This is a genomic window from Kitasatospora acidiphila (assembly GCF_006636205.1).
GTDB lineage: Bacteria > Actinomycetota > Actinomycetes > Streptomycetales > Streptomycetaceae > Kitasatospora > Kitasatospora acidiphila.
Window position 1 is genome coordinate 2,467,166 of record NZ_VIGB01000003.1, and the last position, 23,376, is coordinate 2,490,541.

The window sequence follows — 23,376 nt, forward strand, 5'->3', positions numbered from 1 at the left end:
GTTCGCCCGGTTCGCGGCACCGGCCTACCGCATCACGGCCGACCCCACCTCCGATCGGAGAAGGCAGTGAACCTGTTCACCAGCAGGCGCCTCGCGGCGTTCCTCGCCCCGGCCACCCTCGTCACCGTGCTGCAGGCGACGGCCGTGTTACCCGCCGGGCCGGCAGCGGCAGCGGCGCCGGCTACCGGCGTCGTCATCCCGGCGCCCCAGGCCGTTACCAGCACCGGCGCCGCCGCCTCGATCACGGCGGCGAGCCGGATCGTCTATCCCACTGGGCTGGGCCTCGATGACTACGCCGCGGCCCTGGCGCAGGAGGTCGGTGCGCTCACCGGCACCGCCCCGACCCTGGCTGCCGGCGACACGGCCGTACCAGGTGACATCTCCGTCACCGAGGCCGGCAGTTCGCACGACGGGTCCTACAGCCTGACCGTCGACGGCGTGGTCACGCTCTCCGCCGGCAATCAGAACGGCCTGGCCAACGCCTCCGCGAGCCTGTTGCAGCTGCTCCAGGCGAACCGGACCATCCCCGGCACGGTGATCACCGACGCACCGAGTACGGCCTACCGTTCGGTGATGGTCGACACCGCGCGCGGCTACTGGTCGATCCAGGACCTGCAGAACGAGATCGAGCTCTGCCACCTGTACAAGATCGACTATCTCCACCTGCACCTGACCGACGACCAGAACTTCATGTTCCCCTCGGCCGCCTACCCGAAGCTGTCGTCCCAGAATGACAGCGGCCATCCGGCCTACACCCTGGGCGAGTTGACCGCCCTGGACAAGTACGCGGCCGCGCGCGGCGTGTCGCTCATCCCCGAACTCGACGTGCCCGGCCACTCGGCGAAGATGGTCCAGCAGTACCCCGCCGTGTTCGGCGGCACCGGGAGCACGATCGACGTCACGCTGCCCGGCTCCCGGACGGCGGTGAAGACGATCATCGGCGAGATGCTGGACGTGTTCACCCACACGCCCTACTTCCACTTCGGCGCGGACGAGAGCACCGCCTCGGGTTCGGACTTCGCGTCGTTCATCAACGACCTCGACGGCTACGTCACCGGCCGCGGCAAGACCTCCATCGTCTGGGAAGGCTTCAGCCGCTCCATCCAGAGCCAGGTCAACCACGACGTGGTCATCGAGAACTGGGTCAACTCCTTCTACCCGTTCGACCAGGAGATCGCCGACGGGTTCACCGTCATCAACGCCGGCTGGAACCCCCTGTACCTGGTCGCGCCGGCCTGGGGCGCCTACACCCTGCCGCAGTCCAGCCTCTACGGGTTCAGCAAGTACACCTCCAACGGCGTCAGCGTCGCTCCCACCAACCGTGTCATGGGCGGCTCGGTCGCCTCCTGGGGATTCAACGGCGCCAACGGCCAGGTTCCGACGCGGCTGGCCGTCCCGCCGATCGCGGCCAAGTTGTGGAACCCCGCCGCCGAGACCGACTTCGCCGGATTTACCGCACGCCTTGCCGGCACGGACGCCGCCCTGGCGAAGCTGGTGAGCACCGCCACCCAGTGGGGCGTCCACAAGGTGCGCGCCGACTACAGCGGCCTCGACCCGCAGCTCGGCGGCAGCGGAGCCGGCGTCAAGCTCGCCGTCGACGGATCGGGCAACGTCTGGGTGGTGACCGCCACCGGCCTGCTCCACCAGTGGGACGGGTCGCGCTGGCACGCCGTCACCGGGCCGGGCCAGAGCACGGGCATCACGGACGTGGCTGTCGGCGCGAACGGCACCGTCGCCGTCATCCTCGCCAGCGGCGACATCTGGGCGCGGGTGAACGGCACCTGGACGGCAACCGGCGGCCAGGGCAAGAGCATCGCGGTCAGCGCGAACGGCGACATCTGGACCGTCAGCACCACCGGCACCCCCTGGCAGTACACCAACGGCACCTGGACCGCGCACTCCCAGGGCCAGACCGCGACCACCATCGCCGCCGGCGCCGGCAACACCGTGGCCATCACGACCGCCGCGAACGGCGAGATCATGCTCTGGTCGAACGGCTCCTGGACCGACACCGGCGGGCAGGGCACGGCGCTGTCCATCGACGGCCTCGGCAGCATCTGGGCCCGGAGCACCGACGACCACCTGTGGCAGCGCAGCGGAACCACCTGGACCATGCGCATGGACAACCGGGGAACCGGCGGACTCCAGGCGTTCGCCGCCGCAGGCAACGGCCAGCTGTACGCGCTCGGCAACTGACGGCAGGGGGCTGGGCAGCAGCCCGGGCCGCTCCTCCTGTGCCCGGGGAAGCTCTTCCAAGTTCGTGCATCTGTGGTGCAACCAGCCGCAGTCCGCTACGGATCACGGTCGGCGCGGCCGACCCGCTCCCCGGCATCTCGACGGTGGCGGTCACCTTCGGATCACCGGGGTGATCGCGTCGATTCGTGCCGTCGAAATGGGCGCCGGAGTCCGACAGGATCGGCCGTGCCTACTGCTGCCGGTAGGCACGGGCGGGCGGGGCCGAGGCGTCGACGGGAGCGCACAGCACGGATCCTGCCGGGCCGGCGGGGCAGCGGAGGCCGTAGCGGGCTGTGGTGATCAGGAGGCGGCCACCGGACGGTGTGAGGCAGACGGAGGTGGGCTGGGGCGTGGGCAGGTGGATGGTGCTCAGGAGGGTACCGTCGGGGTGGTAGCGGTGGACGGCGCCGTGTCCCCAGATCGCCACCCAGAGGCAGCCGTCGGTGTCCACGGTCATTCCGTCGGGTGCGCCGCCGGCCGTTACGCGGGTGAACTCCTCGCGGCTTGTCGGATTGCCGTCGGGGTCGAGGGTGCAGCGGTGGATGACGCCGGCTGCGCTGTCCGCGACGTAGAGGAGGTCTCCCGTGCCGTCGAAGGCGGGGCCGTTGACGATGGTCAGGCCGTCGAGGACGCGGTGGACGGAGCCGTCGAGGTCGGTGCGGTAGAGGGATCCGGCGCCGGTGGTGCCGTCGTAGGGCATGCTGCCGGCCCAGAATCGGCCGTGCGGGTCGCAGGCGCCGTCGTTCATCCTGGTGGGGACGGGTGAGCGGTCCTCGGGGCGGGCAAGCCAGTCCAGACTGCCGTCCGGGGCGAGCAGGGCGATGCCGGTGCCGGCGGCGGCGATCCAGTGCCCGGGGCGGTCGCTGATCGGGGCGACGGCGCCGAGGGGGACGCCAACGCGGGCGATTTCGCGTGGAGTTCGCGGCCCGGGGAGGTCGGCGACTTCGAGCAGGCGGCCGGCGAGGATGTCGACGTACACGAGACGTCCGTCGATCCATCGGGCGCCTTCGCCGAGTTCGTGGTCGCCGCCGGCCCAGACTTCGACCTGGTCCGGGGGTTGGCTGGGGAGGGTCATCGGGGGTTCTCCGAGGGCTAGCGAAGGGTGGTGCCGGCGGGCTGGTCGAGGAGGACGAGGTCGCGGCGGGTGGGGAGGCCTTCCCAGTCGCCGCGGGTGGTGACGGCGAAGGCGCCGGTGGTGGCAGCCCGGTGGAGGCGGTCCTCGACCTCGAGTCCGTCGAGCAGGCCGGAGAGGTAGCCCGCGACGAACGCGTCGCCGGCGCCGACGACATCGACGACGGGCACCTTGCGGGCCGGCACGCTGACGGTGCCGCGGACGGTGCTGACGCTCGCGCCGTCGCCGCCGCGGGTGATCACCACGTCGCTGCGTCCCTGGGCGAGCAGCGCGGCGACCGCGTCGGGCTCGGGCAGGGACGGGTCCTCGGAGACCAGGTGCAGTTCGTCGGCGGAGGCGACCAGCACATCGGCCATCCGGGCCAGCGGCAGCAGGGCCTGCCTCGCCTCGGCCGATGACCACAGGCGGGCACGGTAGTTGACGTCGAGGCAGACGATGATGCCGAGTTCCGCGGCTCTGGCGGCTGCCGCACGGACGGCCTCGGCGGCGCTGGAGCTCAGGGCGGGCGTGATGCCGGTCAGGTGGAGGATGCGGACGCCGGGGTTGAGGGCGGGCAGGACGTCTGCGGTCCGCAGGGCCGATCCGGCCGACCCGGCGCGGTAGTAGGCGACCCTGACCAGGTCGGCGATCCGGTCCTCGCGGGCCAGCAGGCCCGTGGGCCGGCCGTCGGTGTCGAGGTGCGCATGGCTGACGTCGACCTGCTCTGCGCGCAGCGTGCGCAGGACGAGGGCGCCGAACTCGTCGTCGCCGACGCGGCCGACCCAGCCGGCTCGGTGACCGAGTCTGGCCAGGCCGATGGCGACATTGGCCTCGGCGCCCGCGACGGACAGCTGCATCGGCGCTCCGAGCCTGACCGAGCCGGTGGCCCGCAGGGCGGCCATGGTCTCCCCGACGGTCACGACATCGAGCGGTGACGTGCCGGTCATGCCGCGATCTCCTCGGTCAGGGCAGTGCGCCACCGGGCGACGCGCTCGCGCAGTGCATCCAGGTCGCCGCCGCCGGCGGCGTCGGCGACCAGGGGTGAGCCGACGCCCACGGCGACCGCGCCGGCGGCGAGGTAGGCGAGTGCGGAGACGGCGTCGATGCCGCCGACGGGGACGAACGGCACGGCGGGGAAGGGATCTCGCAGTGCCTTCAGGTAACCGGGGCCGCCCAGCGAGGCCGGGAAGAGTTTGACGGCGTGGGCTCCGCTCTCGTTCGCGGTGATCACCTCACTAGGTGTCAGTGCACCTATCAGTATGGGCAGTTCGGAGAAACCGCGTTGGCTCAGGTCTTTGCCGAGGCCGGGAGTGACGAGGAAGCTCGCGCCGGCGTCGGCAGCGCGGTCGGCGTCCTCGCGGGTCAGGACGGTGCCGGCGCCGAGCGTTGCGTGGGTGCCCAGTTCACGGCGGGCCTGTTCGATCACCCAGAGGGCGCCCGGGGTGGTGAGGGACACCTCGGCGGCGGTGATGCCCTCCTCAGCGAGGGTGAGGACGGTGCGCAGCGCCGCGTCGCGGTCAGTGCCGCGCACGATGGCCAATGTCCGGTACGGCAGTTCGGTCAGGTTCACGGAGTGAGGCCCTTGTCGGTCAGGGTGTGCTGGTGCGGGTGGTGGTCGCGGTGATCGTGAGTTCCCAGCGCAGCGTGCCACCGGGCGGCACCGTCGCGGCGTCGTGGGGCCCTGCCTCGGCGAGGTCGAAGACGGATCCGAGCATGGGCTCGACGCCGATGCTGCGGTAGGGGGCCGATTCCGGGAAGCCGCGGAGGTTGCGCCAGAGGGCGACGGAGACGGGGACGTCGGCGTCGGTGTGCAGGGCCATGGAGAGTGTGTCGGGGCCGTCGGTGACCGTGACGCTCGCGCAGTCGGTGAGGATCGCGCCGACTGCGGTGCCGTCGTCGGGGCCGAGCCGGTCCAGGCGCAGGCCGTGCGGTGCCGGCCACGGTCCGGTGAGGTGGTGGGTACCGCTGGGCCAGGGCCGGTCCAGCAGCTCGGCCGCTTCGGGGAAGAGCCGGGTCGGCGTGGTGTCGGGCGCGATCAGGTGGGCGCCCGGTGTGACGTCGAGCAGGGCGTGGGCTGCCCACAGGAACCGGTACCCCGGGTCGGCGTGCAGCTCGTAGAGGGCGCGAAGCGCGACCGGTCCGGTCTCGATACGTCGGCGCAGCACGAAGTCGGGGCACTGCAGGACGTCGGTGTCGGCGTCGCGTTGCCAGGGCCGGGACCAGGCGTCGCCGTGGTCGGGGACGCCGCGCACGGTGGGGATGCACTCCTCCAGGCCGCCGGCGTCGACGAAGGCGTCGCCCGGGCGGACAGTTGCGCGGGCCGGGTCGGGGCGGCGCCAGAGCCATTCGCGCTCGCTGGTCCGCAGGGACGTCCACCGGCCGCCGTGGGCCAGGTCCGTGTGGAGGGTCAGCGGCAGTGTGGTCACCATTCCGCGAACGAGCCGTCCTGGTGGTGCCAGACGGGGTTACGCCAGCGATGCCCGCTTTCGGCGGCTCGGCGCACGGCGTCCTCGTCGATGTCGATGCCAAGGCCCGGGCCGGTGGGCCGGTTGGCGTGGCCGTCGGTGAAGCGGAACGGCTCGGGGTCCAGCAGGTAGTCCAGGAGGTCGTTGCCACGGTTGTAGTGGATGCCGAGGCTCTGTTCCTGGATGAGGAAGTTCGGTATGGCAAAGGCGAGTTGGAGGCTGGCTGCGAGGGCGATCGGACCGAGGGGGCAGTGCGGGGCCATCGTGACGTCGTGGACCTCGGCGAGGGAGGCGATGCGCCGCACCTCGGAGATGCCGCCGGCGTGCGAGACGTCGGGCTGAGCCACGGCGATGCCGGTGGCGAGCACGTCGCGGAAGTCGGAGCGGGAGTAGAGCCGCTCACCCGTGGCCAGCGGTACGGAGGTCGATTCGACGAGGCTTCGCAGGTCACGGCAGTGTTCGGGGAGGACGGGTTCCTCGACGAACATCGGGTGGAACGGCTCCAGCAGGGGCAGCAGCCGCCGGGACATGGCGGTGGACATCCGGCCGTGGAAGTCGATGGCCACGTCGCGCTCGTCCCCGAGGACCTCGCGAACGGCGGCCACGCGGTCGATGACGGCCTGGGTCTGGGCGGGGGTGTCGATCGGGCGCATCTGCGCCGAGCCGTTCATCTTGACGGCGGTGAAGCCGGCCTCGATCTGGGCCTGGGCGAGTTCGGCGACGTCGGCGGGGCTGTCGCCGCCGATCCAGGCGTACATCCGCACCCGGTCGCGGACGTGGCCGCCGAGCAGCTGGTGGACGGGAACGCCGTGGACCTTGCCGGCGATGTCCCACAGGGCCTGGTCGATACCGGCGACCGCGCTGGAGAGTACCGGACCGCCGCGGTAGAAGCCGCCCTTGGTGAGGGTCTGCCAGTGGTGCTCGATGCGCAACGGGTCCTCGCCGACCAGGTACTCGGCGAGTTCGCGGACGGCGGCCTGCACGGTCTCGGCGCGGCCTTCGACGACGGGCTCGCCCCAGCCGGTGATCCCCTCGTCGGTGGCGATGCGCAGGAACAGCCAGCGCGGGGCGACGAGGTACGTCTCCAGTGATGTGATCTTCATCCGGTCTCTCCGCGGTCGGCGTCGTCAATCAGGTTGTGGAGGTCGGTGGCGGCCTGGGCGAGCAGGTCGTGGACGGCGCGGGCGGCCGTCTCCGGCTCCTGGGCGCGCACGGCGTCCAGGACGGCCCGGTGGGCGGGAACGGCGTCGGCGCTGTGGTCGGCGCCGTGCACGATGTGGTCGCGCACTCGCAGGCCGGCCTCGATCACCACTTCCATGCGGGTGAGGAGCTCGTTGTGGGCGGCGGCCAGCAGCGCGCGGTGGAAGGCGAGGTCGGCTTCGACGGCGGCGTGGGCGTCGCTGCCTGCGGCTGCCATCCGGTCGAGCGCGTCCTGCAGTGCGGCGAGGTCGGCTTCGTCGCGGCGCTCGGCGGCCAGGCGGGCCCCGGCGGGCTCGACGATGGCGCGGACCTCGCCGAGGTTGTCGAGGAAGGTCTCGTCGGGGATGCCCAGGCCCTGCCAGCGCAGCAGGTCGCTGTCCAGCAGGTTCCAGTCGGAGCGCGGCCGGACGAAGGTCCCGCGCTTCTGGCGGGAGTCGATCAGTCCCTTGGACGCCAGGACCCGCAACGCCTCGCGTACGACGGTCTTGCTGACACCGAGTTCCTGCTCGATCTGGTCGGGGTAGATCGATGCGCCCGGGGCGTAGGTACCGCGGATGATCCGCTCGCCGATGACTTCGACGGCCTGTCCGTGCAGGCCTCGTACCGGGTGGTTCATGGCGGCTGCCCCTCCCTTGCTTGTCTGCGTGCGGGCCCGCGGCCCGCACATTGGTCTTCCGTACGTCTACGAGGAAGCCTTGACGACGGACCAGCCGCCGTCCACCACCAGGTTCACGCCGGTGACGTAGGAGGCGTCCGAGGAGGCGAGGAAGGCCACGGCTGCCGCGACCTCCTCGGGCCGGCCGAAACGCTTGGCGACGGTCTCGGCGACGCTGTCGGCCCGTCCGGCCTCGTCCACCCGGTCCCAGGCCGCGGTCATGATCGGTCCGGGCACGACGGTGTTGACGCGGATCTTGGGGCCGTACTCGACGGCGAGCTGCCGGCCCATCGCGCACAGCGCGCCCTTGGCGGCGGCGTACGCGGGGTGGCCCGGCAAGCCGATCAGCGCGTGCACCGAGGAGGTGAGCACCACCGAGCCATCGCTGTCCCGCAGGTCCCCGGCGAAGGCGCGGACCGCCAGCCAGGAGGCCTTGAGCGTGACCGCGAGCTGGGTGTCCCACTCGTCCTCGGTCAGCTCGTGGGCGGGTTTGACCACGACGGCGTAGGCGTTGCTGTGCAGCACGTCCAGCCGTCCGTAACGGCTGCGCACGTGTTCGGCCAGCTCGTCCCACATCGCTGCCGAGGTCACGTCGCCGTGCCAGTACTCGGCCTGGCCGCCCTCCCTGGTGATCGTCTCGACGACAGCCCGACCGGCCGCGTCGGCGATGTCAACGGCCACGACGGCCGCGCCCTCGGCGGCGAGGCGCCGGGCGGTGGCGGCGCCGATACCACTGGCGGCACCGGTGATCAGGGCGACACGGCCCCGGAATCTTCGACAGGTCTGCTCAGTCACGCCGTCACCGTACCGCTTGTGATTAATTATGCAAATATCTTGACAGTGGTGGCTGCCCGGTCCCAGGATTCGAGCCCAGGACGACAGGCGAGACGCCGTACGGGGCGCAGGCCGTCACAGTTCCGGATCACTCACCTCCTCTTCGCCCCCGAAGAACCCCCACCCCCACTGGAGCTCGAAATGATCACTGCACGCACCCGTGGTGCTGCCGCCGTCCTGGGCGCGGCTGTCGTTCTCGGCCTGAGCGCGTGTTCGACCGGCCAGACCTCGAGTGCCGCCGGCGCGGCGCCGGTCGCCCCGGTCAGCGGGAAGATCTCGCTGACGTACCTGCAGAAGCAGGGCGACCAGCAGTACTTCATCGACGAGGCGAACGGCGCCAAGGCGAAGGCCGCACAGTTGGGCATCGACCTGAAGGTGGTCAACCTGGGCAACGACGCGAACAAGACGGTGAGCGAGGTGCAGTCCGCGATCGCGCAGAAGTCCAACGGCCTGATCGTCGTCGTTCCCGATCCGGCGGTGGGTCCGCAGGTCGTGCAGACCGCCAGGGACGCCAAGGTCGCGCTGCTCACCTCCGATGATCAGGTCTGCACGAACAGCCCGACCCCGTCCAGCTGCGACAAGGCCAACCTCGTCCCGCGAATCGGCTTCTCCGGGCAGCAGATGGGCACCGAGGTGGGCAAGCGCGCCGCCGAGGAGTTCAAGAAGGCCGGCTGGAACCCCGCCGACACCCGGGTCATCTCCGCCTGGAAGCAGGACGTCACCGTCTGCGGCGACCGGGTGAAGGCCGCCAAGGACGCCTTCAACAGCGGCGCCGGCGCGAGCGTGCAGAACATCGACGTCGCTACCGACAACACCCCGACCGGTGCCCAGGACAAGGTCGCCGCGACCCTGACCGCCAACCCGGGCGTCAAGCACTGGGTCGTCTGGGGCTGCAACGACGAGAACGTGCAGGGCGGCGTGACGGCCCTGCAGAACGCCAACATCAGCCCCGCCAACATCATCGGCGTCGGTCTCGGCGCCTACCTCGCCTGCAAGGACTGGGGTTCCGGCGCAGCCTCGGGTATGAAGGCCTCGCTGTTCATCAACGGCAGCGACATCGGCGCCTTGGCCGTCCAGACGATGTACGACAAGCTCAAGAACGGCAAGGACATGCCCGCCGAGGCGTTCGCCCCCACCACGATGGTGGACGCCGCCACCTGGCAGTCCGCCGGCGTGAAGTGCGCCTGAGCCAGATGAACATCCCCAGCACAGCGGCGTCCGGGGCCGGGCTGGCGGCCGAAGCGATCACCAAGCGCTTCGGCCCCGTCCAGGCTCTGCGAGACGTCACCCTGCACTTCCCACCCGGCCAGGTCACCGCCCTCATGGGCGAGAACGGCGCCGGCAAGTCCACCCTCCTGCGAATCCTCACCGGCGACCACCAGCCCACCGAGGGCCGCGTCCTGCTGGACGGCCAGGTCCTCGACCTCGACTCGCCGATCGACGCCCGACGGGCCGGAATCCGCATCATCCCGCAAGAGCCGGAGATCATCCCGCACGTCTCCGTCGCCGAGAACGTCTACGCGGGCTCCCTGCCCCGACGCGCGGGACGGCGGCTCGACCGAGCCGAACTGCGCCGCCGGATCACCGCCGACCTCGAACGCCTCGGCTTCGACAAGGTCCTCGACCCCGACCTGCTCGGATCCCAACTCACCGCCGCACAGCGGCAGCTGGTGGAGATCCTGCGCGCGCTGACCGGAGACACCGCAGCGCGGGCCATCGCCTTCGACGAGCCCACCTCCTCCCTGTCCGACCACGAGGTCGACGCCCTGTTCGCCCTCATCGGCCGACTGCGCGACGCGGGCATCGCGGTCATCTACGTGTCCCACCGCATGAAGGAGATCTTCCGGCTCGCCGACCGGATCGCCGTCCTGCGCGACGGCACCGTTGCCGGCACCGTCGATGCCGGGGCCACCGACGAGGGCGAACTCGTGCGCCTCATGGTCGGCCGCGACCTGTCCACCCTCTTCGTGCGCCAGCACGTCGCCACCGACCGCGTCGTCCTGCAGGTCGACCACCTCACCACAGACGACGTCCACGACGTGAGTCTGGAGGTGAGAGCCGGCGAGGTGCTCGCCCTGGCCGGACTCATCGGCGCCGGACGCTCCGAACTCGCCCTCGCGCTGGCCGGCGACACACCCGTACGCTCCGGAACCATCCGCGTCGACGGCAGCGTTGTGCGCCTGCGCGGACCTCGCGACGCGATCCGCTGCGGGATCGGCCTGGCCCCCGAGGAGCGCAAGGCCCAGGCCCTGTTCCTCCAGCGCACCATCCGCGACAACACCTCACTCGTCAGCCTCGGGCGGCTGCGCCGCTGGCGGTTCGTCAACCGCGGCCGGGAGAAGGCACTCGCCCAGGACTACGCGAACCGCCTGCGCGTGCGCGCCCCCTCCATCGAGGCCGAGGTCCGGACCCTGTCCGGCGGAAACCAGCAGAAGGTCGTCCTCGCCCGCTGGCTCGCGCGCAAGCCCGCCCTGCTGATCCTCGACGAGCCCACCCGCGGCGTCGACATCGGCGCCAAGGCCGAGATCTACCAGATCATCGCCGACCTCGCCCGACAGGGCACCGCCATCCTGGTGATCTCCTCCGAGCTCCCCGAAGTCCTCGGCCTCGCCGATCGCGTCATCGTCATGCAGAACGGCCGCGTCACCGGTCACCTCGACCACACCCAGGCCACCGAAGAGGCGATCCTCGCCCTCGCCATGGCCGACGACCTCACCCCCGACCTTCCGCACGAGACCACCACGGCACCTCGCACCGGAACCGACCCGGCCCTCGGAGGCACCCGATGACGACCGCCCTCTCCGTCGACCGAGAGCCCGACGAGACCGGTGACCGACCGACGCCGGCCGCTACAGCACGCACCTGGCTGGCCAAGGCCGGCGGCCAGAACCTGGGCCTGATCGGCGCCATGACCCTCGTGCTCGCCCTGTTCGGATCGCTCAACCCCAACTACCTCAGCTGGGACAACATCCAGGTCATCGCCGAAGCCGTCACGATCTCCGGCCTCCTCGCGGTCGTCCAGACCGTCGTGATCATCTGCGGCGGGCTCGACATCTCCGTCGGCTCCCAGGCCGGCCTCGCCTCCGTCACCAGCGCCATGGTCTTCACCGCGACCGGCTCGAACCCCCTCCTCGGGATCGGCGCCTCCATCGCCATCGGCGCCGTGATCGGCGTGCTCAACGGCGCCGTCATCATCTACGGCCGGGTCAACGCGACCATCGCCACCCTGGCGGGCCTGGCGGCCTACAAGGGCGTCGCACAGCTGATCTCCAACGGCTCGGCGCAGGGCTACGTCCTCAACGACAGCCTGTTCGTCTTCCTCAGCCGCGGCAAGATCGCCGGCCTGCCGGTCATGGTCTGGCTCCTGCTCCTCGTCGCAGCCGCCGTCCACGTCCTACTGAAGTACACCGACATCGGCCGCAACATCTACGCCATCGGCGGCAACGACACGGCCGCCCGCCTGGCCGGCATCAACCTCAACAAGTACCTCATCGCCGTCTACGCACTCAGCGGCATGGTCTCCGCACTGGCCGGCGTCCTGCTCACCGCCCGCACCGGCTCGGGCCAGCCCGTCTCCGGCAGCGAAGGCCTCGAACTCCAGGCGATCACCGCCGCCGCCCTCGGCGGCTGCGCCCTCAAGGGCGGCAAGGGAGGCGTCGGCGGCACCCTCCTCGCCGTCGCCCTGCTCGGTGCCCTCCAGAACGGCCTCACCGTCCAGGGCATCAACGCCTTCTGGCAGAACGTCGCCCAGGGCGCCCTCCTGGTCGCCGCGGTCGTCATCCAGCAGCGCCGCGCCGGCGAGCGCGCCGTCGGGCTGCCCGCGTAACCACCCGGCCGCGGGCCCGCTCCTTCCATCGGACAGCGGGCCCCTGCCAGCCTCCGCCATCGCCGGGCCGATCCGGGCTCTGCGACCCGACCCCCAGGGAGCGTGACCGCATGTCCCCCCACACGCGCACCACACGCACGGCAAGAGCCACATTGAGCCTCGCCGTGGTCGCGGTCTCACTGACGGCGCTGAGCACCGTCGCCACCCCACCCGCCGCGGCGATGGTGCCGCCCGGCGTCATCGGCGCCACGACGGCGCCGATGGGCTGGAACTCGTGGTACTTCTTCAACAACGACTACACCTCGCAGAACATCGCCGACGAGGCCGCCGGCCTCGCCGCACCGAACGCCAACCTTCCGCTCAACGGCTCGGGCGACCACGAGAGCATGGCCGACCTCGGCTACAAGAACGTCGGCATGGACGGCGGCTGGTGGACCAACGGGTCCGCCGGCCGCGACGCCAACGGGAACATCGTCCCCAACACTGGATTCCTGTCGGGCTACCGGACCAAGTCGGTCACCCTGTCCAACGGAACCACCGTGCCGTCCGTGACCCTGAACTCCATGAGCGACCTCACCGGCTACATCCACTCGCTCGGGCTGAACGCCGGCATCTACACCGACACCGGAACCAGCGGCTGCGGTGGCGCGAACGGCAGCGGCAACCACGAGGCCGCCGACGTCACCACCTTCGCCACGTGGGGCTTCGACTGGGCCAAGGTCGACCACTGCGGCGGCGTGGCGTCGGCCTACAGCTCGACCATGGCCGACTACCAGGCCTGGGGCAGCCTGCTGGCCGGCGCCAAGACCGCAGGCGGGGTGTCCCACCCGATGGCCCTGGAGATCTGCGAATGGGGGCAGGGCGACCCGGACAACCCATCGGTCTGGGGCGCCTCGGCCGGGCGCACCTGGCGCACCGGACGCGACATCACCCTCGCGAACGGCTACGGGACCCCGTCCAACGGCGGCTCCTCCTGGATCAACTTCGACAACGTGCAGAACAACTTCCTGCTGAACGACCACCCCAGCAACGAAGCCACCGGACAGTACAACGACCCGGACTACCTGCTGGTCGGCCCCGGCTTCGGCGCCAACCCGACCACCGGTCAGCAGCAGTCCAGCGGCGGCACGCTCTACGGGCTCACCCCCGACGAGCAGCAGTCCTACTTCGGCATGTGGGCCATTCAAGGCGCACCGCTCGTCCTGTCGACCGACGTCGCGAACCTCACCCCGGCCATCGCCGGCATCATCGGCAACCCGGCCGTCATCGGCGTCGACCAGGACAGCGCCAACCACCAGGCCCAGAAGGTCCTCACCAACGGCGCCGTCCAGGTGTGGTCCAAGCAGCTCGCGACGTCCGGGAGCCGGGCCGTGCTGCTACTGAACACCGGCACCTCGGCCACGACGTACTCGTTCACGACACAGGGCCTGGATCTGCTGGGCAGCCCGTCGGTGCAGAACCTGTACTCCGGCGCCGGCCTCGGCACCTTGAGTCAGAGCGGCTCCCTGTCCTTCACCCTGGCCGCCCACCAGTCGGTGATGCTGAAGCTGACCGGCGGCACCGAGCAGAAGCCGGAGACGGTGCTCGCCGCCGGCGCATCGGGCCTGAACCAGAAGAGCTGGAACGGCAGTTCGTGGTCGGCGTGGCAGTCCCTGTCGCTGGGCGTCGCCGGCTCCACGGGCCCCGGCTCGATACAGGGCGACCCGGCAGTGGTGTCCTCGCCGTCCGGCACCGACGTCTTCGTCCGGGGCGGCGACAATGCCCTGTGGGAGGACAGCTACACCAACGGCGCCTGGGGCGCCTGGACAAGCCTCGGCGGAACCCTGTCGGCCGGCCCGGCCGCGGCGAGCCTGGGGCAGGACCGCATCGACGTGTTCGTCCGCGGCACCGACGGCGCCCTGTACCAGAAGACCTACCAGCAGGTCCCCGACTCCGGCGCGGCCAACAGCCCGAACGTCGCATGGACAGCCGACTGGACCAACCTCGGCGGCCCGAACACCACCAGCCCCGGCACGTTCACCGGAACCCCAGCCGCCGTGGCGTCCCTGAACCGCGTCGACGTCTTCGTCCGCGGCAACGACAACGCCCTGTGGCAGAAGAGCTACGTCAGCGGTACGTGGACCGACTGGACGAGCCTCGGCGGCACGCTGACCTCGTCCCCCGCCGCAGCCAGCGCCGGCCCCGGCCAGCTCGACGTGTTCGCCGCACAGACCGGCGGCACGGTCGGCGAACTCAACTGGACGGCCGGCGGCGGCTGGACCAGCAACTGGTACAACCTCGGCAGCCAGGTCATCGTCGGCGCACCGACTGCCGCCGAGGTCACGGGCCGCGCCAACGTCTACGCCCGCGGCACCGACAACAGCCTGTGGCAGTGGTACCGCATCGGCGCCGGACCGTCCGGGAGCTGGCAGAAGCTGGACAGCACCCAGACGCTGACAAGCAGCCCGGCCGCCTCCGTACACATCTGATGTCCTTTCGTCCGTCCGCCGCGTCCGGCACCGGTGTCCTCCGGTGCCGGACGCGGCGTCCGCGCGCAGTCTCGCTGCCGTGAGGGCAGTGCGACAGTCAGCATCAGTCCGCCTCGGGGCCGGGACGCCAGGACCATCGCAGAGCTCCCGCCGCACCAGACCTCCGCCTGCGCCGTCGGCCTGCTCTTCACCGATCGCCTCCGGCAACTGGCGAAACGGCTCGCTGCCCTCGGCGGCTGCTGAACCGGAGCCGCGTAGGAAATCATTCGGCTGTCCGGATCGGCGCCCTGCCACGGCTGAAGACACCTAAGGCGCATGGGAGTTGGTCATGTGTCACGACTTGACGCACCTACACCCGCTCAGCCAGCGCCGCCGAGCCCCTCGCAGTGAGCAGCGAGAACCGGCGGCGCAAGCACGAACGCAAGCCGTTCAGCGAGGCCACCCAGGCCGCGGGCACTCCCAACCTGCCCCAGGACGGCGCGATGACGACCTCCTACAGCCCCGTGCTGGAGAACGCGAACCGCGTCGGCCGCGCCCTGGACATCCCGGAACGGGCGCAGGCAATCCGCACCGAGACGGCGGCAGAGCTGGCCGCCATCAAGTGCACCGCTCGGCTACCGAGACAAAGATCCCTAATTGGTTACACACAGTAGCCAATTCCGGCCTCCGCATTGCTCCGCGAGCACCCCAGCAACCAGACATGGCGCCAGTGAGCCTAAGCTTGTTGTTTTACCTCCGGTGATCATCTTGGGTCGCGTTCGGGTTCTCGCCTGCGTGTTTGCTATTGGCCGCTGACCAGGGCGAGTCCGACGTCATAAGTGGGAGCTCGGCGGCGATTGGGCTGGCCTGGTTAGCGTCCAGGCCCGGGGCGGGAGGGTCTCGCAACGGCTGTGGGGCAGGGCAGGGTCGTGCGGATGTTGCGGAACCCGCGCCGGACCCGGGTGGGGGTGAGGCGTTCGGGAGGCTGGGGTCGTTCCCAGGGGCGGCGGAGGTCTGCGGACAGGGGCCTGGCGAGACGGAGTTGGGTGTGGGCGGCCAGGACCAGGCAGGTCCAGCGGTCGGCTGCGGCGGGTTCGCGTAGGCGGGGGCGGGTCCAGCCCAGGGTCTGCTTGAGGAAGCGGAAGGTGTGCTCCAGGTCGAAGCGCCGCAGGAACGCATGCCAGGCGGTGTCGGTGTCCGCGTCTGCGGGTGTGGGGTCGGAGAACCACAGCCAAACCGGCTTCGGGGTGCCGCCGGAGGGCAGATGGTCCACGTCGAGACGGATCAGGGTCCCTTCGATGGTGGGGAGTTGGCCGCGGTGGTCGCTCCAGGCAGAGTGTCGCCACGCGCGCGGGTGCAGGCGCTGCCAGAAGCGGATGCGGGCGGTTTCGTAAGGAATTTGACGTAGTACTGGGCGAGCGGGGCCGTAGTCGTCGCTGTTGAGGGTGCCGGCGGGGGCGCCTTGGCCGTTGGCGCCGAGCATCGAGTCGTTGCTCTTCATCCAGGCCGGCGGGCTCCAGTCGTTGGCGAGGAGCTTCATGGACGGGTTGAGCGACTGGGCCTGCTGGAGGATCGGGATGGTGTACGCCTGGTCGTGGGTGATGGAGAAGTGCGCCAGGGTGGGATCGGCGACGTTGTTGTTGTCGTCATACGAGTAGGTGGGCGGTGTGGCGGTGTAGTCGGAGGAGCCCATCGGCACGCGCATCAGGGACAGCCCGATGCCGCCGGCACTGCGGTTGAACAGTTTGTTCATCACCTGGGTTCGGGCGGCGGTGCCGAGCGAGTCGTATGTTTGATGTCCATTGCCACGTCCGATCCTCCGAGTTGTCGCCCCTGCGGGTTCTCGCGAGGCCGTCGGGCATGGCGCGCGTCGACGGCCGAGCTCGTGCGTGATTCTGTTCGGTTCGGAAGGTATAGCCCGACAGAAGCCCACTGGCACTCAAGCTGTCGTTCGGCGCCCTGGCCACCAGGCCCCGGGCGCGGTCAGGCCCAGGCGAGGATCAGTTGCCACTGCTGGTTGGCGGCACCGGTGCCGGTTTCCTGCTCAAGGCCGACGAGGTCGGCCGGCGAGGAACCGACGACGCCGACCACCTTCTGGCTTCGGACGCTCACCAGGTTGACGTAGCCGTCACCGACGTCCTTCAGCGTCCACTGCTGATTGGTCTCCCCGGTCGGGGTCCACTGGATGATCGCGGCGCCGTCCGACGTCGAGCCGCCGAACACGTCCATCGCCAGGCCGGAGGCTCTGTTGACGAGCGTGAAGACACCCGGCCCGGCGGGTTGCAGCGTCCACGACTGGTTGGCCCCGCCGCCGCGCGAGTACTGGATCAGCCCTGTCCCGGCGGCGCCCGAGGCCGCTGGGTCGTCGATGGCCTTGCCGCTGCCGCGGTTGACCAGTACGAAGCTGTCGAACGTCGCCGACTGTCCGGGCGGGAGGGTCACCTGCCTGCTCCACGCGCCCGACGCCACCGTGGTGGTGGCACTGGCCGGGCCGATGTTGTGCAAGGTGAACGAGGTCACCTGCCCCGCACTCCAGGCGAGGTCGACGGTGAATCCGCCGCGGACGCCGACTCCGCTGACACTGCCGGAAGCCGACCAGGCCGACGGCAGAGCCGGAAGCAACTGAAGCAGGCCGGGCCGGCAGTAGACCAGCATCTCGATCACGGCGGCGGGCAGGCCCATGTTGGCGTCGATCTGGAAGACCTGCCCGCCGTAGATGTCGAGGAAGTTCCCCGCAGTCCCGGTCGAGCCGTTCACCGAGGGAGTGAGGCCATTGACGAAGCACTGGTAGGCATTGGCCGGGTTCTTCAGCCGCGACCAGCAGATCGAGCGCCAGGCCACACCCCAGCCGTAGCTGGTCATGCCGCGCGCGGTCAGCAGGTTCGTGACACCGGTGAGCAGCTCCGCCGGACTCTGGTCGGCGGTGATCCGGTCCCCCGGGAACAGCCCGGCCAGCGGCGACAGGTGGCGGTGGGTGATGTCGGAAGTGTCCAGGTCCTGCGGCGTCATCCACTCCTCCAGCCACCCGGTCACGTCGCTGACCTGCGGCAGGTAGAGCCGACTCCGCAGCCCGCCGATGGTCGCGGCATAGGCCGCGTCCTGGCCGAGGGTGGCGGCCGCGGCCTGGTAGTTCCCGAACAGCTGCCAGACCTGCTCCTGCGCGTAGGTGATGCCGATCGCGTTCGTCGGGCCGTGCTCGGGTGACCAGTCCGCGTCGTCGACCAGCACGGTGTGGCTCACTCCGGCCGCATCCGTGTAGGTGGTGGTGACCAGCCGTGCCTCCCAGAACTGGCAGGCGCCCTTGAGTAGCGGGTAGATCTTGGCGAGGTACGCGGCGTCCTGCGAGTACTCGTAGTGGGTGTACAGCTCGTTGCACAGCCAGGCGTTGCCCGCCGGGTGCCACCACCAGCCGAGGCCGCCGTAGATGTTGAGGGAGAACGCGATGGTCCAACCCGCGATCAGGCCCGAGGAGTTGCGGAATCCGTTGGCGGAGGAGTTGAACAGTGCACGAGTGTGCTCCTCCCACTGCGGTTGCTGGTTGACGCAGTAGTCGGCGAAGGCCTGGTAGCACGACGACAAACCGGCCCGGTCCGGGAGCCAGTAGACCATCTGCACGTTGATGTCGGTGTGGTAGTCGCTCATCCAGTCGGGCGAGTTGTCCAGTTGCCACGGTCCCTGGAGGTTGATGGGCAGGCTGGTGCGGGAGCCGCTGATCATCAGATATCGGCCGAACTGCACGTAGGCGGCGTGCAGTTCCGGGTCCGGTGCCGCGCCGGAGGCGGCCGCTGCAGTCAGTCGCTGGTCGGTCGGCAGCGCTCGCTGCGCAGCGGTCGAGGGGCCGAGGTTGAGCGTCATCGCTTGCTGCAGCGGCTGGTAGTCGGCCAGGTGGTTTGCGAGCAGTGCCGACGCTCCGAGGCCGACGGCTCGGGATACCTGGTTCGCTGCCACCGTCGCCGGCGCGATGGTCGAGTCCATGAACCCCGCTGCCGTCGGGGAGTAGTCCGTGCCGCCGCTGATGACGAGCAGGACGTCGGTGCAGTTGGTGAAGGTCACCGCCGATTTCGAGGCGCTGATCACGCCGCCGGTGCCGGTGGCCTGGACCAGTGCCGCGTAGGCCAGGCCGTTGGCGAGCTTGCCCGTGAACGACGCCCTGGCCGAACCGGCGTTCACGGTGGTGCGTTCGGAGTGGGTTCCGTTGAGGCTGAGCGTACCGGTGTAGCTGCCACCGCCGCTCTGGCTCAGGTGGATGACGATCACGTCGTCCGGATGGCTCGCCCAGACGTCACGGCGGTAGCTGACACCGCCGACCTGGTAGGACACCGAGGCAAGGCCGTTGCTCAGGTCCAGCTGCCGCCGGTAGCCGCTGACGGCGGAGCCCGAGTGGGCGGGAACGCTCAAGTACGCCTTGGCAAGCAGCTGCTGCGTGCCGAAATCGGTGGCGGCGTAGGGGAACTGCCCGCCGGAGTCGAGGGATGCGTTGGCCGTGCCCTCCCAGAAGGTCACATCGGTCACGTAGTAGGCCTCGTGCCCGGGGTCGCCGGTGAGCAGGGCGCCGATCCGGCCGTTGCCGACCGGCAGGCCCGTCGCCATCAGAGCGGACTCGGTGCCCGGCGAGGTGTACCAGAGCACCGTCGCCTGCTCGGCCGGCACCGGACCTAACGCCTTCGCGGTGGACGGGGTTGCCGCCGCGGCACGTGGGGTGAACGTCGGCAGCGCCGGCACCGCCTGCAGTGCCCCGAGGGCGGCTGCTCCGCGCAGCAGTGATCTGCGGGAGGGATGGGGTTGCGACATCAGGACCTCCTACAAGGGATCGAGCAGGCGCTCACGACCCACGGGTGTGTGTGTCCAGGGCCGAGTTGACGGGGAGACATGTTCGAACGTGCTAAAGATGGGGCTAAAATGAGCAACAGTCAACAACTCTGCGCAGAATCGCGCGACCGCCTGCCGGACAGGCGGCGGGGGCTCACCAGCGTCTGTGCGTGTGGCCTACGGCCGCCGAACCCGGCTCCGTCAGGGGCCGTGGGGCGGGGTCGTCCGGCCTCCACGACCCGGACGGGCATGGCCGTGTTCGTCAGCGATGAGCATCACGGACGTGTCCAGACCGGCGTTGAACGGAGCCTGCGCTGCGATCCTCGCCCGCACCCTCGGCATCCACACCGACGTCGCCGTCGCCTGGCAACGCCTCTCCGCAGGCGACTGGGCAACCTACGCCGCCGACGTCAGCCGCCGCACCAACCGACCTGGCCCGACCTGACGAGGATCGGCAGCTCAGCGCGAATCTTCGGCTACTTGCGAACCATGCTCAGCCCACCTGGGCGAGGCATCGTGTCGGAGCCGCTCAGTACGATCACGCCGCCCGTCCGCCGTCCTGCTACTGCCACCCCACAAAAGGTGCCACCCCATGCCCGACCACCTGCCGACCGTCTTCGCCATGCTGGGACCGGGGGGCCGTCGCTTCGCTGACCCTCAGAGCTGGACACGCCTTGAGGTGGAGATCGGAACAGAACTCCCGTCAGACTACAAGGAGTTCATCGACGAGTATGCGCCGATCCGAGTCAACAGCCACCTCTCCTTCGATCACCCGGCGACCGAACGCTGGAACCTCCTGGACGAGATCCGGCAGACCGAGCAGGCATTCCGTGACGCCGACTGGGACGGCCTTCCGCACCCTGACACCGGGGCCGAGGGAGTCCTGATCCCCGCGCTGTCGACCGACATTGGCTTCAAAGTCTTCCTCAGCCGTAGTCCGCGGACGCCCGGCTGGAGCGTGGTGGTGCACGACCGGGACGAAGGCGGGTACTGGGAACACGCCATGAGCTTCGCAGAGTGGCTCCACCGGCACCTCATCGGCGAGGAAGTCATCCACCCGAACGGAACGTACTTCTATCCCGGACCGGTCAAGCTCAAACACCTCCCCATGAGCCCGGGCGAACGCACCGTCCCCTGGCACGGCCCCGAACGCGGAATGTGACGCCCCGACCAAGGCATTCAGACAGTTCCAATAGCCGACGTCACCATTAGAACTCACCCGTCTCGCGGAGCGGGCGGCCGTCGACGCCATCGCCTGGACCCTCAACGCCGCCGACCGCGCCGACCTCGGCCAGCCCGCATGCCGCGCCCGGCGCCCATGGCACCAGAACCCGCGCCCCCACCATCGCCTGGCCGTCCATCAGACGCCACAAGAGATCGAACCGACCCTCGCCTGGCCGATGTGGCCCGGCGACCACACTGCGACCACCAACCGACGGGACATCAAAAAGGCCGTTTCCGCCAGAAGCGGAAACGGCCTACGACCTGCGGTTTCGCAAGTCGGGACGACAGGATTTGAACCTGCGACCCCTTGACCCCCAGTCAGGAAGGGTTCCTCTATTCCTGCCTGAAATGCGCTCACGCACGCGTCGTGCGTGTGCAGATGAGCACGTTTCGCGCACCTCGTGCGGCAGCGCGCATGACGTGTGGTCCCCAGCTGGTCCCCAAGCCAGGGGCTTGACGGAGGGTCCGAGTGGCGTTCATGTCTTCAGGGTAGCGCCACTCCGACCGTGGATCCAGCGATTCCCGCCGACCGCCCATAAATCGCCGGGCAGGGACTCTGCCACCGCCGGTAGAAATCAATCTTCCCTGACCGATGGCCAGTCAGAGAATAGCCACCGTAAATCCCGACATCCCACATTCCCTGCGGGCTCACGGAAATTCTCGGAGTTCGCCGTGGCGCACTCCGAAGACCGATCCGAGGCCCGCCGCCACCGCACCACACGTGCTCCGGATTGTACGAGTCCAACAACCCACGACCGACCGGCAGACTGCCCTCTCCCGGTTCGCGGCCACTCTTCCCAGCAGCGTCCCCGTGCGGGCCGATGCCGCGCGATCAAGCTGCTCTACCCACCGAACGTGCTCCGCGATCACCCTCGCGGCGTGTCGCCAGCGCGTGTCCCGGCCAGTCGATCTCGCTGTGCTCCACGCCCCGCTCCGCACGCTCTGCCGACACACCCACCACTCCCGCAACTCTGGACACGCCATCACCAATCAGCTCGAGGAGGAGTCCCATGGCGCAGCGTCCCAAGCGGGGCAGGGTGTATCGGCGGTGCGGGTGCACGGACGGGAGCAGCGGGAAGCAGTTGGGTTCGTGGTGTCCGCGATTGGCTGCCGATATCACCCATGGCCGGTGGACGTATGCGGTGGACCTGGCCCGGGAGGAGGGCAAGCGTAGGACTCGGCGGCGGGGCGGGTTCGCTAGTCGGGCGGAGGCGGCTCGGGAGATGGCGCGGGTGCTGGATGCCGAGTACCGGGGTGTGTACGAGGACCGGACGCTGCGCGTCGGGCTGTTCCTGTACGAGTGGCTGGAGTCGAAGCGGCCGGCGCTGGCCCCCAACACCTGGGCGGGCTACCGAGCGTGCATCGAGCGCGACCTGGTCCCCGCGTTCGGCGGCATGCCGCTCGTCGACCTGCGGCCCAAGCACATCGACGCCTGGGTGAGCGCGCAGCTCGCCTCCGGCCGCGGACGCACCACCGTGCACCACGCGGTGGCCATGCTGCGCAACGCCCTGAACCACGCGGTGCGGACGTGGCGGCTGCGTTACAACCCGGCCAAGCACTCCGTGCCGACCAAGCCCCGTGCCGCAGTGCGCACTTGCTGGACCCCCGACCAGGCTGCGGCGTTCCTGCGCCACAGCGCGGAGCGCTACGCCGACCGGCTCACCGACCTGTTCGAGGTCATGCTCGGCACCGGCATGCGTCGCGGGGAGATCCTCGCCCTGCACTGGTCCGACGTGCATCTCATGGACCGCCAGCTCTTCGTCAGCTGGACCCTGACCGCCGTGAACAACGGGAAGATCCACCTCAGCGAACCCAAGACCGAAGCCAGCCGCACCTGGATCAGCCTCTCCCCCAGAGTGATGGCCGCCCTCCACCGCCAAGCCGCCCTCCAGATGGCCGCCCACCCCGATGACCGCCTCGACGGTCTGGTCTTCGCCCGCCCCGACGGCGAGCCCCTGCGCCCCCAGTGGGTCCTCGACCAGCTCCGAAAGCGCACCACCGAACTCGGCCTGCCCCGGATCGGTCTGCATGACCTGCGCCACACTGCGGCCAGCATCATGATCGCCGCCGGAATCCCCCTCGCCGTCGTCTCAAAGACGCTGCGCCACTCCAACCTCGCCATCACCGTCGACCTCTACGGCCACCTCCTCAAGGACTCCGCCGACGACGCCGTCGTCGCCCTGGCCAAAGCCCTCGACCACGCGGACAACCTCCACGCAGACAGCACCACTACGGTCATCCCGATCTCCTGCCTGGCCGCGTAGGGGCCGCGCAGCGCCGAACGAGGACCTTGGATCGCTTCCGCATCCGTCGGCCTCGATCGGCGCCCTGCCAGTGGTGGTTGCCCGCGACGCCGACTGTGAGGTCGCATACTTGCCCGGCCTGGCCACGCGCCGCATCGCCGACCTCTACCCCGGCGAGGCCAAGACCGGCCACCGCGACGCCCACGTCATCGCCGACGCCGCCCACACCATGCCCCAACCCTGCGCGCCCTCGAAATCGCCGACGTGACCGCCGCCCAACTCAACGTCAACTTCGGTGGTATGCCCGGCTGGAAGGTGTCCTCGATC

17 protein-coding genes and 2 pseudogenes are annotated in these 23,376 nt (G+C 70.0%); 10 read left to right on the forward strand and 9 right to left on the reverse strand.

Annotated elements, in window-relative coordinates:
* The first annotated feature begins 66 nt into the window (after positions 1–66).
* Positions 67–2,196 carry a family 20 glycosylhydrolase gene (locus E6W39_RS11855; protein WP_141633516.1) on the forward strand — a complete coding sequence of 710 codons (2,130 nt, stop codon included), beginning with the start codon at positions 67–69 and terminating at the stop codon, positions 2,194–2,196.
* Positions 2,197–2,425: 229 nt separating this feature from the next.
* On the opposite strand, the gene E6W39_RS11860 is transcribed toward E6W39_RS11855, so the two are convergent.
* The 7 genes from E6W39_RS11860 to E6W39_RS11890 all read right to left on the reverse strand — a co-directional run bounded on the left by E6W39_RS11860 (position 2,426) and on the right by E6W39_RS11890 (position 8,461).
* On the reverse strand, positions 2,426–3,310 hold the full coding sequence (locus E6W39_RS11860) for an SMP-30/gluconolactonase/LRE family protein (RefSeq protein WP_141633517.1): 885 nt from the start codon (positions 3,308–3,310) through the stop codon (positions 2,426–2,428).
* Positions 3,311–3,327: 17 nt separating this feature from the next.
* The gene (locus E6W39_RS11865; protein ID WP_141633518.1) at positions 3,328–4,293 is read right to left on the reverse strand and encodes a sugar kinase; all 966 of its coding nucleotides are present in this window, start codon (positions 4,291–4,293) and stop codon (positions 3,328–3,330) included.
* On the reverse strand, positions 4,290–4,916 hold the full coding sequence (locus tag E6W39_RS11870; protein ID WP_141633519.1) for a bifunctional 4-hydroxy-2-oxoglutarate aldolase/2-dehydro-3-deoxy-phosphogluconate aldolase: 627 nt from the start codon (positions 4,914–4,916) through the stop codon (positions 4,290–4,292). Before E6W39_RS11870 ends, E6W39_RS11865 begins: the two co-directional genes overlap by 4 nt.
* A gap of 19 nt (positions 4,917–4,935) precedes the next feature.
* Positions 4,936–5,775, reverse strand: coding sequence for a hypothetical protein (locus E6W39_RS11875; RefSeq protein ID WP_141633520.1), 840 nt, complete (start codon positions 5,773–5,775; stop codon positions 4,936–4,938).
* Entirely contained in the window at positions 5,769–6,914 is a 1,146-nt protein-coding gene (gene dgoD / locus E6W39_RS11880) for a galactonate dehydratase (RefSeq protein WP_141633521.1), read from the reverse strand. Before dgoD ends, E6W39_RS11875 begins: the two co-directional genes overlap by 7 nt.
* Positions 6,911–7,627, reverse strand: a complete 717-nt coding sequence (locus tag E6W39_RS11885; RefSeq protein WP_141633522.1) for a FadR/GntR family transcriptional regulator — start codon at positions 7,625–7,627, stop codon at positions 6,911–6,913. The genes dgoD and E6W39_RS11885 overlap by 4 nt, the downstream gene beginning before the upstream one ends.
* Before the next feature lie 66 nt (positions 7,628–7,693).
* Complete coding sequence (locus E6W39_RS11890; protein WP_141633523.1) at positions 7,694–8,461, reverse strand: SDR family NAD(P)-dependent oxidoreductase; 768 nt, start codon at positions 8,459–8,461, stop codon at positions 7,694–7,696.
* Positions 8,462–8,641: 180 nt separating this feature from the next.
* Here E6W39_RS11890 and E6W39_RS11895 point away from each other — a divergent pair, with 180 nt between their 5' ends.
* From E6W39_RS11895 to E6W39_RS11915, 5 genes are all read left to right on the forward strand, one after another.
* Positions 8,642–9,688, forward strand: coding sequence for a substrate-binding domain-containing protein (locus E6W39_RS11895; RefSeq protein WP_141633524.1), 1,047 nt, complete (start codon positions 8,642–8,644; stop codon positions 9,686–9,688).
* A gap of 5 nt (positions 9,689–9,693) precedes the next feature.
* On the forward strand, positions 9,694–11,289 hold the full coding sequence (locus E6W39_RS11900; protein ID WP_141633525.1) for a sugar ABC transporter ATP-binding protein: 1,596 nt from the start codon (positions 9,694–9,696) through the stop codon (positions 11,287–11,289).
* Entirely contained in the window at positions 11,286–12,326 is a 1,041-nt protein-coding gene (locus E6W39_RS11905) for an ABC transporter permease (protein ID WP_141633526.1), read from the forward strand. Before E6W39_RS11900 ends, E6W39_RS11905 begins: the two co-directional genes overlap by 4 nt.
* Before the next feature lie 152 nt (positions 12,327–12,478).
* On the forward strand, positions 12,479–14,794 hold the full coding sequence (locus tag E6W39_RS11910; RefSeq protein ID WP_181799223.1) for a glycoside hydrolase family 27 protein: 2,316 nt from the start codon (positions 12,479–12,481) through the stop codon (positions 14,792–14,794).
* Between the two features lie 386 nt (positions 14,795–15,180).
* Entirely contained in the window at positions 15,181–15,447 is a 267-nt protein-coding gene (locus tag E6W39_RS11915; protein ID WP_141633528.1) for a TroA family protein, read from the forward strand.
* Positions 15,448–15,647: 200 nt separating this feature from the next.
* Here E6W39_RS11915 and E6W39_RS11920 read toward each other — a convergent pair.
* Both E6W39_RS11920 and E6W39_RS11925 read right to left on the reverse strand, forming a co-directional pair.
* Positions 15,648–16,712, reverse strand: a pseudogene (locus tag E6W39_RS11920) (hypothetical protein); the annotation flags it as partial.
* Between the two features lie 44 nt (positions 16,713–16,756).
* Positions 16,757–19,564, reverse strand: a complete 2,808-nt coding sequence (locus E6W39_RS11925) for a glycosyl hydrolase family 95 catalytic domain-containing protein (protein WP_141633530.1) — start codon at positions 19,562–19,564, stop codon at positions 16,757–16,759.
* Positions 19,565–19,865: 301 nt separating this feature from the next.
* On the opposite strand from E6W39_RS11925, the gene E6W39_RS39285 reads away from it, so the two are divergent.
* The 4 genes and pseudogenes from E6W39_RS39285 to E6W39_RS11940 all read left to right on the forward strand — a co-directional run.
* Positions 19,866–20,027 (forward strand): hypothetical protein, encoded by a 162-nt coding sequence (locus E6W39_RS39285; protein WP_181799752.1) that lies wholly within the window; start codon positions 19,866–19,868, stop codon positions 20,025–20,027.
* A 147-nt stretch (positions 20,028–20,174) separates the two neighbouring features.
* A complete protein-coding gene (locus tag E6W39_RS11930; RefSeq protein ID WP_141633531.1) occupies positions 20,175–20,744 on the forward strand; it encodes an SMI1/KNR4 family protein in 570 nt (189 codons plus the stop codon).
* Between the two features lie 1,285 nt (positions 20,745–22,029).
* On the forward strand, positions 22,030–23,070 hold the full coding sequence (locus E6W39_RS11935; protein ID WP_181799224.1) for a tyrosine-type recombinase/integrase: 1,041 nt from the start codon (positions 22,030–22,032) through the stop codon (positions 23,068–23,070).
* Between the two features lie 49 nt (positions 23,071–23,119).
* Positions 23,120–23,346: pseudogene (locus E6W39_RS11940) on the forward strand (IS110 family transposase); the annotation flags it as partial.
* Positions 23,347–23,376: the final 30 nt, after the last annotated feature.

What these genes read in the sequence shown, in the direction of transcription:
- E6W39_RS11935 (WP_181799224.1), top strand. Translation starts at nt 22,030, where the DNA reads ATGGCGCGGGTGCTGGATGCCGAGTACCGGGGTGTGTACGAGGACCGG.
- E6W39_RS11875 (WP_141633520.1), bottom strand. Translation starts at nt 5,775, where the DNA reads ATGGTGACCACACTGCCGCTGACCCTCCACACGGACCTGGCCCACGGC.
- E6W39_RS11925 (WP_141633530.1), bottom strand. Translation starts at nt 19,564, where the DNA reads ATGTCGCAACCCCATCCCTCCCGCAGATCACTGCTGCGCGGAGCAGCC.
- E6W39_RS11900 (WP_141633525.1), top strand. Translation starts at nt 9,694, where the DNA reads ATGAACATCCCCAGCACAGCGGCGTCCGGGGCCGGGCTGGCGGCCGAA.
- E6W39_RS11930 (WP_141633531.1), top strand. Translation starts at nt 20,175, where the DNA reads ATGCCCGACCACCTGCCGACCGTCTTCGCCATGCTGGGACCGGGGGGC.
- E6W39_RS11865 (WP_141633518.1), bottom strand. Translation starts at nt 4,293, where the DNA reads ATGACCGGCACGTCACCGCTCGATGTCGTGACCGTCGGGGAGACCATG.
- E6W39_RS11895 (WP_141633524.1), top strand. Translation starts at nt 8,642, where the DNA reads ATGATCACTGCACGCACCCGTGGTGCTGCCGCCGTCCTGGGCGCGGCT.
- E6W39_RS11885 (WP_141633522.1), bottom strand. Translation starts at nt 7,627, where the DNA reads ATGAACCACCCGGTACGAGGCCTGCACGGACAGGCCGTCGAAGTCATC.
- dgoD (WP_141633521.1), bottom strand. Translation starts at nt 6,914, where the DNA reads ATGAAGATCACATCACTGGAGACGTACCTCGTCGCCCCGCGCTGGCTG.
- E6W39_RS11860 (WP_141633517.1), bottom strand. Translation starts at nt 3,310, where the DNA reads ATGACCCTCCCCAGCCAACCCCCGGACCAGGTCGAAGTCTGGGCCGGC.
- E6W39_RS11905 (WP_141633526.1), top strand. Translation starts at nt 11,286, where the DNA reads ATGACGACCGCCCTCTCCGTCGACCGAGAGCCCGACGAGACCGGTGAC.